The 10258-nt window shown below is 73.7% G+C and carries 7 protein-coding genes; 4 read left to right on the top strand and 3 right to left on the bottom strand.

What is annotated here, in order from left to right; genetic code table 11:
• Positions 1-58: 58 nt before the first annotated feature.
• Together LO772_RS34435 and LO772_RS34430 are read right to left on the bottom strand one after the other, a co-directional pair.
• On the bottom strand, positions 59-3028 hold the full coding sequence (locus LO772_RS34435) for an ABC transporter ATP-binding protein/permease (RefSeq protein WP_231775965.1): 2970 nt from the start codon (positions 3026-3028) through the stop codon (positions 59-61).
• A gap of 340 nt (positions 3029-3368) precedes the next feature.
• Positions 3369-3656 (bottom strand): DUF5132 domain-containing protein, encoded by a 288-nt coding sequence (locus tag LO772_RS34430; protein WP_231775964.1) that lies wholly within the window; start codon positions 3654-3656, stop codon positions 3369-3371.
• 512 nt (positions 3657-4168) lie between these two features.
• On the opposite strand from LO772_RS34430, the gene LO772_RS34425 reads away from it, so the two are divergent.
• Positions 4169-5446, top strand: a complete 1278-nt coding sequence (locus LO772_RS34425; RefSeq protein ID WP_231775963.1) for a cytochrome P450 — start codon at positions 4169-4171, stop codon at positions 5444-5446.
• A gap of 239 nt (positions 5447-5685) precedes the next feature.
• On the opposite strand, the gene LO772_RS34420 is transcribed toward LO772_RS34425, so the two are convergent.
• On the bottom strand, positions 5686-6903 hold the full coding sequence (locus LO772_RS34420) for a phytanoyl-CoA dioxygenase family protein (RefSeq protein ID WP_231775962.1): 1218 nt from the start codon (positions 6901-6903) through the stop codon (positions 5686-5688).
• 169 nt (positions 6904-7072) lie between these two features.
• Here LO772_RS34420 and LO772_RS34415 point away from each other — a divergent pair, with 169 nt between their 5' ends.
• From LO772_RS34415 to LO772_RS34405, 3 genes are all read left to right on the top strand, one after another.
• Entirely contained in the window at positions 7073-7723 is a 651-nt protein-coding gene (locus tag LO772_RS34415) for a TetR/AcrR family transcriptional regulator (protein ID WP_231775961.1), read from the top strand.
• Positions 7724-8021: 298 nt separating this feature from the next.
• Entirely contained in the window at positions 8022-8465 is a 444-nt protein-coding gene (locus LO772_RS34410; RefSeq protein ID WP_231775960.1) for a hypothetical protein, read from the top strand.
• 12 nt (positions 8466-8477) lie between these two features.
• Complete coding sequence (locus LO772_RS34405; protein ID WP_231775959.1) at positions 8478-10220, top strand: pyruvate dehydrogenase; 1743 nt, start codon at positions 8478-8480, stop codon at positions 10218-10220.
• The last annotated feature ends 38 nt before the right edge of the window (positions 10221-10258 follow it).

Genomic DNA, 10258 nt, shown 5'->3' with positions numbered 1-10258 from the left:
GAAAGGGGAAAGCCGAGCAAACGAACAGGGGCAACGGGCGGAGACGACGTGCGGAGGGTCAGCCCCCCGGCCGACCGCCGACGTCACCCTCCGGCACACCGACCGAGGACCCGTCAGGCGGCACATCCCGCACCACGTCCGAAACCACCGACGAACGACCCACCTCACCGGCCCCCGCGGCGTCGCCGGGCGACTCGGGCCGGTTCGGCGGCTCCGTCTCGACCCCGTTCGCCGATACGGTGCCCGTGGTGCGCTCGGGCGGTCCGGGCCGGTCGGGCGACGGTGTCTCGGGGGGCCGTGCCGTGGCCGTTTGCGTCGCCGTCGTCTCGGGGGGTGTCTCGATCGCCCGGGTGGTCTTCCTTCCCCGTTTCGCCGTGGCGCGTCGAGGCGGCGTCGGGGGTGTGCGGGGCGGGGTGGCGGTGGGTCGGCCGGATTGGAGGCGCCACAGGTCGGCGTAGAGGCCGCCTCGGCGCACGAGTTGGGTGTGGGTGCCCTCTTCCGTCAGGACACCGCCGCGGTCGAGGACATAGATCCAGTCCGCGTCCCGAACCGTCGACAGGCGGTGTGCGATCACCACCATGGTGCGGCCCGCGCCGAACTGCCCGAGGGCGCGTTGGATGGCCGCCTCGGTGCCGTTGTCGACCGCCGACGTCGCCTCGTCGAGCACCACCACCGGCGGGTTCCGCAGGATCGTCCGGGCCAGCGCGACGCGTTGTTTCTGGCCGCCGGACAGCGACGACCCGCGCTCGCCCACGATCGTCCGCTCGCGGTGGGGCAGCTCGCGGATGAACCCGTCCGCTTCGGCCATCCGCGTCCCGGCGGCCACCCGCAGGTCGTCGGCGTCGAAGCTGCCGTAGCGCACGTTGTCGGCGATCGTCCCGTCGAAAAGAACCGGCTCCTGGGCGACCAGCCCGATCGTGGACCGCAGGTCCCGCAGGGGGATGTCCCGCAGGTCGCGCCCGTCCAACAGGATCGCGCCGTCGCGGGGTTCCTCGAACCGCATGAGCAGCCGCGCGATCGTGGTCTTGCCCGAGCCGGTCGGGCCGACGATGCCGGTGACCCGCCCGGCCGCGATCCGCAGTGTGAGGTCGTGCAATACCGGCGGCCCCTCGCCGTACCCGAACGAGACGCGGTCCAGGAGCAGTTCGCCCGCCGGCCGACGCACCGGGCCGAGCGCCGCGGCGGGGGTGCGCGGCTCGGCGCGTTCCACCGGGATCTCGTGCAGCGCGGTGACCCGGTCGTACGAGTCGAGCGTGCGCCGGTACTGGTCCATGCTCGCGCCGAGGCGGGTGAGCCGCACCAGCACCTGCTGCGGGAGCCCGACGAGGGGGCTGAACGCCTGGAACGGCAACTCGCCCGCGAGGACCGCGCGTCCGCCGAACAGCAGCGTCCCGGCCATGGAGGCGGTCGTGGCCAGCCGCACGGACTCGGTGTGGCGTACCGCGCCGAGGTCGGTGCGCGCCGTGCTCTCCCGGTACCGGTCCCCGAGATCGGCCAGGCGGGCGTCCTCGTGGTCCTCGGTGCACGACGCCTTGACGGTGCTGTTGGCCTGCAACGTGTTCGCCATGTGGCTGTGCAGCCGCCCGCGCGTCTCGCCCGCCGCCGCGTAGTCGCCCGCGTCGCGGTCGTGGAAGCGGAACGACAGCCATGTCACCAGCGGCACGGGCAGGAACGCGACCCAGGCGATCTGCGGCGCGAAGACGAGGAACACCGGCACGACGGCGAGGACACCGGTGGCCATCTGCACGAGTTCGGGCAGCGTGCCCGCGACGAACGCGCCCATGCGGCCGACGTCGTCGGTCAGGACGCTGTTGACGCGGCTGGTGCGGCTTCCCTCCAGGCTGCCGAGCGACAGCCGCTGCGCGTGCGCGTACGTGCGGTTGCGCCAGTCGTATTCGACGTCCCGGGCCAGCCTGCGCCACGCGAGATTCGAGGTGTACGAGAGTGCGGCCACCGCCGCGCAGACCGCCGCCGTCCCGACGGCGAGCCACCACAGCTGCGCTCCCGCGCCCGCGATGCCCAGGCTCAGCAGCGCCGCGTTCTCGCCCTGCATCAGGACGACGGCGATGGCCGCGATGAACAGGCCGAGGGTCATCTCGGCGGTCTGCGCGAGCACCGAGGTGACGGCGGCGAGGGTGAACCGGCGCCGGTACGGGCCGATGATGTCGCGCAGCATCCCGCGGCGGCGCGCGGGTCGGCCGCGTTCGTCGCTCCGGCGCCACGCGCGGCGGACGATGACCGCGGTGGTCGCCGCCACGAGGCCGAGGCTGACGAACGGCCGCAAGAGGAACGCGAGCGCGGCGGCGCCGCTGCCGAACGCGAGGACGGCGGCTCCCGCGACGACGGCCGAACGCCTCAGCCACCGGCCGGTGTCGCGCGTGCGGCCGGGTTCGGCGGACGCGTCCCCCGCGACGGCCGCGACGGCCGCGACGGCCGCGACGAGCCGATGACGCAGCCACGCGGCGCCCCGGCGCGCTCTCCCGGGCTTGGCCGGCTCGCGGCCCGTGCCCTGGTCGCGGGCCCCGGCGGCCGAACGCCATGACCATCCGCCGGGCCTCCCTCCTCCGCCGGGTGCGGCGGACGCACCCTTCTCGCCGTGCCCGCCCGTGCGCGCACGGCCGGAGCCCCGCCGCGGTGAGCCGCCGGGCGCGCGATCCCGCCGCGCGCTCACCGCGTCCCGGAGCCGACGCATGCCCACGCGCGCCGCGGCGGTGCCCAGGCTCGGCCCGCGCCTCGGCGGGGGCGGGGCGAACACGCGGGCGAACGCCCGGACCACGGCCCGGCGCAGCCGGTGGGCCGCCTCCGGGGTGCTGAGCGTGCGGTCGTGGAAGACCAGGATGCGGCCGGTGACGGGGTTGGCGGTGACGCCGTCGACGCCGGGTTCGGCGCCCAGGAACTCCTCGACGAGCCGCGCGGCTTCGGGTCGGCCGCGCAGCGCGGTGACCTCCCAGCGCTGGCGGCCCGGCACGACGGAGCGCGGGCGCATGTCCAGGGCTCGCGCCGCGGCGGCGGGCACATCGAGGGTCATGGCGGATTCCTGTTTCGGTGGTGGAGAGCGCGCGACGGCGAGCCGTCGGCGGTGCTGGCGGGTGTCTCGTCGGCCGTGCGCCGCCCGGACTCGGACGGCGCGCGAAGCCCCGGGGCGCGGCGGCGGCCCCGGGCCGGCCCGGGGCAGGCGGACCAGCCGCCTCGGCGCGGTGACCCGCCCGGCGGCGTCGGCCGCGCGCACGACCGCACCGCCCGGAAGCGGCGCGGCGCGGTGGCCCGCCGCCCGGGCGGCGGGTGCCGGACGACGGTCGTCCGGCCCCGGACGGTGTCCGGTGATCCGCCGGGCGCGACTCAGGAACCGGCGGCCGGCGGGCGGTGGCTCAGGTGGCCGGGGCGGTCGCCTGGCGGGTCTTCGTGCCGGGCTTGCCCTGCCCGACGACGTTGGGGCGCGGGGCGTCGGCCGCGTCACTCTTGTCGGCGAACACCTCGGCGGCGACCTCGGCGGCCAGGTCGTGCACGCCTTCCCCGGCCTCCTGGGCCGCGCGTTTGACGTCGAGGGCGATTTCCACCGAGGTCTTGATGACCCCGCGCACCACGGGCTTGACGAGGCGCTTGGCGATCGGCGCGACGACGAGCCCGACCAGGAAAGGTGCAATTGCGGGCGGCATGGGTCGATCGTCCCCTTCGGGTAGTCGGACAGGCTGCGTGGCGGTCGCGGGGGACCGCGGTGTGAGGCTGGGCCGCGGGACACCGCCCGCCATCCACTGCCGTGGCTTGTGCCGGGCGGACGTACTGAACACAGGACGATCGGGCGGCCAAGGATTCACGCGCCGCACGGCGCGCGCCTCGTACCGCCACCTGGCGATCTGCTGGGCTATGACGACCGAACTTCCGGTCGTGGCTCGGGTGTCCGTTTCACAGTGTCTTCGCGACCGGTTTCGAGATTAGGCACACCGGTCGGCGACGACCAACCAGGTGGCGGACCATTCACTCAATCGGGCGGCTTCCATGGACAAACCACGTCGCGCACGCAACATGCGCTAAGGCCGGATCGTCCGATTCGCTCATCCGTGTGGAAACCCCGCCGCCAACTGTCACGTGGGACGTCGTTCCGCCACAGTGCTCACGACGCGACCGCCGCCGCGCGGCCCGCCAACCCCCATGCCGCCAGGAGGCTTTCGTGGACAGCCCGACGACGAACGCGCGCACCGCGCCGGCCCCGCGCGAGCCCTCCGCGGACGAGGACGATCCCCGCCTTCTCGCCCCGGATCTCCTCGCCGACCCGGTCGGCGAGTTCGGACGCATGCGCGAGCAAAGCCCCGTCGTCCGGGGCTGGTTGACCGAGCGGCAACCCGTCTGGGTGATCACCCGTTACAGTGACGTTCGGGCGGGTCTGCGTGACCCTCGCTTCGTCAGTTCCCCGGCCTCCGTGCCCGGCCACACCGGCGAGGACCCGCGCAAGCCGCTGCTGGAAATGCTCGGGCTCCCCGACGAGGTCCTGAAGTACTTCATGGTGTCGATGCTCGACACCGACCCGCCCCACCACGCGCGGCTGCGCGGCGCCGTGTCACGCGCGTTCGCGACGCGCCGGATGCGGGAGCTGCGCCCGCGTGCGGAGGCCGTCGCCGCCGCGCTCCTCGACGCCTTGCCCGCCCGTGCGCACGGCGGCACGGTCGACCTGGTCGAGGAGTACGCGTATCCGCTGGCCGTCACGGTCATCTGCGAGGTGGTCGGCGTCCCGGAGGACCGCCGCGTGCCTTTCCGCCGCTGGGGCGACGACATTCTCGGCATGGACCCGGAACGCCTGCGCACGTCCTCCGTCGAGGTCGTCGAGACGGTGCGCGGCCTGCTCGCGGAACGGCGCGACTCCCCGACCGACGACCTGCTCGGCAGCCTCGCCGACGGGGATCTCGACGAGGTCGAGCAGGTCGCGATGGTCCTCAACATCGTGATGGGCAGCTACGACAACACCGCGCAGCTCATCGCGAACGCCATCGCGGCGCTGCACGCGCACCCCGACCAGCGGCGGCGGCTCGGCGGCGACCCGTCGCTGCTGCCGCGCGCGGTCGACGAGTTCATCCGCTGGTGCGGCCCGAGCGCCATGGTCCGCATGCGCATCGCCGCCGAGGACGTCGAGGTGCACGGCGCGCGGATCCGGCGGGGCGACGCGGTGCAATTCGTCCTCGTCTCCGCGAACCGCGACCCGAGGCACTTCCACGCCCCCGACGACCTCGACGTCGCGCGCACGCAGGATGCCCCGGACGGCCACCTCGGTTTCGGCCACGGCATCCACTACTGCCTCGGCGCCTCCCTCGCGCGCATCTTGTGCGAAACGGCCATCGGGGCCCTGCTCGCACGGCACCCGCACCTGCCTCTGGCCGTCCCCGCGACGGCACTCCGCCGCAGGATCATCCCGGGCACACCTCCGCGCCTGGAGGAACTTCCCCTGGCGTTGTGACACACCGGTCTTGCCTTGACCCGCCACCGACCCGCCACCGCCGCGACCGGGCGGGCGATGGCGATGGCCGGCGATCGGCGTCCGGCGGCCGTCGCCGGCGTGCGCGAACAGGACGCGGAGCGCGTGCGCGGTGCCTCGGCCGCCCGTGCCGGTCCGAGGCGCCGGACAGCGGAAGTCCGTGCGACGCTCCCCCGTGGGCACCGCGGTCTCCGGTTCTCCGGTTCTGCGGGGTCCTGGTGTCAGCGGGGTCCGTCGCGCAGGATGTCGGAGATCCGCTCGCGGAGTTCGGCCAGGCCGCTGCCGGCCTCGGGACGGTCGTCGCCGCGCTCGGCGAGGTGGAATCCGGCGTACATGACCCGGCGTTCAGCGACGCGTGGCGGTGTCGATTCGTGGAGGGTGCAGGACAGGTGCACGGTGAGGTCGCCGGGCCGGGTGGTGATCGCGACGACGGGGAGGTACGGCTCGGTCTTGGCGGTCTCGACGGGCATCAGGACGCGGTGCGAGCCCGCGATGACGCGCAACTGCCCGTTCGCCTCGCCGCTTTCCGTGACGGAGATCCCCATGGTGGTGCCGGAACAGGTGTACGCGTGGCGGCCGAGGTGGCAGTCGCGGTGGAAGGTGACGTCGGACGGGCCGGAGACCACCCCGACCGGTTTGATCAGGGCTTCGATGCAGCGGCCCGCGACCGGGGCCTGGACGAGGTCGTCGCCGGCGGCCAGGACGGCGCGCAGCCGGTTCCACCGCTCGCCGGAGAGGATCGCGGCGGTGGTCGGCGAGTGCGCGACGAAGTCCTGGAGCCGGACGCAGCGGCGGGTGCCGTCGTCGAGTGTCGCCCACCACGAACGTCCGTCGCCTTCACGGTAGTTCGGCAGCGCCTGGTCGATCTCGTCGGAGACGCGGCGCATGGCGTCGGGGTCGACCCAGCCGCGCAGGTGCAGAAAGCCGGCCTCGCGCAGGAAGTGCGCGATGTCGGCGGGGTCGTCGTCGGGTGTGAAGACGCGGTCCAGGGTGAGGGGGTCGCCGTGGCGGTCGTGGAACGCGAGCGTGTCGTCCACGACGGGCCAGCCTTCGAGCAGGGCCAGCCACAGGGAGTCCCAGACGGAGACGTCGTGTTCGGTGCCGCCGCGGTACCGCAGGTCGCGGGCGACGAGCATGTTGTTGAACGACCGCTGGTTCTGCACCCAGTCGGAGAACTCGGCGGCGTCGAAGGTCACCACGAGGGCGTCGTCGGCGATGCCGCGCGCGACGGTCAGCGTGGCGCCGTCTCCGGCGAACGTCCATGCCTCGTCGCCGACTTCGACGGCGAGTGGGCGGGCCCCCAGCGCCTCGATCCCCCGCGCGACCATCCCGCCGTTGCGGGCGGCGAGGTCGGGGAAGTCGTCCGAGACGAAGGCCGTGACGCGCACGTCGCGCACGTCGGCGTCGTGGCGGGTGCGACGATCCAGAGCGACAGGCATGCCGTTCTCCTTTCGTACGACGGGCCGAGCCCTGCGATCGCGCCGCCGGATCCGCGGCCCCCGGCCCCCGGACGCGGGGCGGTGAAATCTGAACAGGCGTTCACGCCGTTGAAATATAAACGGGCGTTAATCTGATGTGTCAAGGTCCGCGCGACGAAGGGAACACGTGGTGGCCGCAGCCCAGTCCACGCAGGAGCCGGGCCCCGGCACGCGGCGCGGTCCGTACCGCAACGGCACCGAGACGCGGGCGCAGATCGTGAGCGCCGCGGCCAAGGTCTTCGCCGAACGCGGCTACGCCGGCGGATCGCTGCGCCAGATCGCCGCCGAGGTCGGGGTCAGCGCGGCGGCCCTCGTCCAGCACTTCGGCGGCAAGGAAGGGCTGCTCGACGCAGTGCTGCGCCACTGGGACGCGGAGACCTCGTCACTGCCGCACAACGACCGCACCGGCATGGCGTTCTTCGAGACCCTGCCCGACGTCGTGCGCCACCACATCGAACACCGCAGCCTGATCGAACTGATCCTGACGCTGCGCGCCGAGGCCTCCAGCGACACCCACCCCGCCCACAACCACATCCGCGACCGGCAGCGCCAGGCCGTCGACGACTACAGCGCCCGGCTGGCCGAAGCGGTCGCGCGGGGCGACGTCCCGCCCATGACCGACCGTCAGATCGACGCCGAGGTGCGCACCCTCCTGGCCGCGATGAACGGCATGGAGGCCCAGTGGCTGCTCGACCCGCGCATCGACCTCCAAGCCCTCTTCGGCGCCCACCTCCACGTCACGCTGGCCCGCTGGCGGGACGGCCGCGTCATGCACGGCTGACCGGCCGCGGACGAGCCCCGCCTTCCCGACCGTCCGTCAGGTCGGCCCCGGCGACGTGCCACCGGCCGCGGTCACACCACCGGTCGCCGGAACGCGTCCGCCGACGCCCGCGGGAGACGGGCGACCTCCGGGACGCGGGCAGGCGGGGCAGCTCGCGCACGGCCCGCCGACGCCGTCGTCCGCGGCCGGAGGGCCCGAGTCCGATGGGGGGACGCGCCCGAGCGCCGGCCAACCGTCCGATTGGCCCGTGGCTGGCGTGTGTCGGGTCCCACCGACGCCCCCGATCCCGGAGGTTCCCGTGACCGCCGCCGTTCCCGCCCCCACCTTCGACCACGCCGCGACCCGCTCCAGCGTCCCGCACGCCTACGCGCTCGCACACGCCGCCGCCCTCGCCTACAAGGACGAGGCCGCGGTCGAATCCGCGGCCCGCGACTGGGGGTTCGACACCGTCCGGCACTTCGCCTCCCCGCACGCGATGCCGTTCCCGATCGAGGACACCCAGGCGTACGTGTGGGCCTCCGACCGCATGATCGTCGTCGCCTCCCGCGGCACCGAGCCGACGCAGATCCGCGATTGGCCGGCACCCTCGACGCCTGACGCGGACCGCCCCCACCCCCGCGCGCCGCGGCGGTCTCCGCACACACGCGGACGCCGCGGCGGCCGTCACGCGTCCGGGTGTACGCGGGAGGTGTGCCGAGCCCGCCGCACGGACACCTGCGTCTGCGGTCCGTCCACAGACTAGGGAGCCCCGGCCATGGCCAAGCAAACGGTTGCGGAGCAGTACGTCGACCTTCTCGCCCGTGCGGGCGTACGACGCGTGTTCGGGGTGGTCGGGGACAGCCTCAACCCCGTCGTGGACGCCATCCGGCGCAGTGCCGCCGTCGAGTGGGTCCAGGTCCGGCACGAGGAGGTCGCGGCGTTCGCGGCGGGTGCGGAGGCGCAGCTCACCGGGCGGCTCGCGGCGTGCGCGGGGTCGTGCGGCCCCGGGAACCTGCACCTGATCAACGGCCTGTTCGACGCGCACCGGTCGATGGCGCCGGTGCTCGCCCTCGCGTCGCACATCCCCAGCGACCGGATCGGCACCGGGTTCTTCCAGGAGACCCACCCCGACCGGCTCTTCCAGGAGTGCAGCCACTACAGCGAGTTGGTGTCCACCCCGGAGCAGATGCCGCAGGTCGTGCAGTCCGCCATCCGGCACGCGGTCGGGCGGCGCGGCGTCTCCGTCGTGACGCTCCCGGGCGACGTCGCGAGCCGGCCGGTGCCGCGTCGCGTCGCGGACCCGGCGATGGTCTCCGAGCCGCCGGCGATCCGGCCGGGCGACGACGAGATCGACCGGCTGGTCGCCCTGATCGACGCGGCCGACAAGGTCACGGTGTTCTGCGGGCGCGGGGTCGCGGGCGCGCACGCCGAGGTGATGGCGTTCGCCGACAAGGTGAAGGCGCCGGTCGGGCACGCGCTGCGCGGCAAGGAGCACATCCAGTACGACAATCCCTTCGATGTGGGGATGTCGGGTCTGCTGGGCTACGGCGCGGCGTACGAGGCGATGCACGAGTGCGACCTGCTGATCCTGCTCGGCACCGACTTCCCGTACTCCGAGTTCCTGCCGCATGACGTACGGATCGCCCAGATCGACGTCCAGCCCGACCGCCTCGGCCGTCGTGCGCAGCTCGACCTGGCGGTGTGGGGCGACGCGCGCGAGACGCTGCGGTGCGTGACTCCGCGCGTCCGGGCCAAGGCGTCGCGCGCGTTCCTGGACGGGATGCTGGACAAGCACCTCGAGGCGCTGGAGCGCGTGGTCGGCGCGTACACCAGGAACGTCGCGGGACGCGGTCCGATCCACCCGGAGTACGTCACGTCGATCCTGGACGAAGAAGCCGCCGACGACGCGGTGTTCACCGTCGACACCGGCATGTGCAACGTGTGGGCCGCCCGCTATCTGACGCCGAACGGCCGCCGCCGCGTGGTGGGTTCGTTCGTGCACGGGTCGATGGCGAACGCGATGCCGCAGGCGATCGGCGTGCAGTTCGCCGACCGGGGCCGCCAGGTCGTGTCGATGTCCGGCGACGGCGGATTCTCCATGCTGATGGGCGACTTTTTGACCCTCGTGCAGTACGAGCTCCCGGTCAAGGTGGTCGTGTACAACAACTCCTCGCTCGGCATGGTCGACCTGGAGATGATGGTCGACGGCCTCCCACCGCACGGCACGCGCTACCCGCACACCGATTACGCCGCGGTCGCGACCGCCGTGGGCGCGCGGGGCATCCGCGTCGAACGGCCGTCCGAGGTGCGCGACGCGCTCCGCGACGCCTTCGCGCACCGCGGCCCGGTCCTGGTGGACGTCGTGACCGACCCCGACGCCCTGTCCCTCCCGCCCAAGATCACGTCGGCGCAGGTCAGCGGATTCGCCCTGTCCGCGGGCCGGATGGTCCTCGACGGCGGCGTCGGCCGCATGATCCAGATGGCGCGCTCCAACCTGCGCAACATCCCCCGGCCGTGAGGTCCCGTACCCGCCGCGTCCGGCCCGACGCCGGGCCG

It is taken from the genome of Yinghuangia sp. ASG 101 (assembly GCF_021165735.1).
GTDB lineage: Bacteria > Actinomycetota > Actinomycetes > Streptomycetales > Streptomycetaceae > Yinghuangia.
The sequence above is the reverse complement of the archived record's forward strand: the minus strand, read 5'-3'. Positions and strand labels throughout refer to the sequence as shown.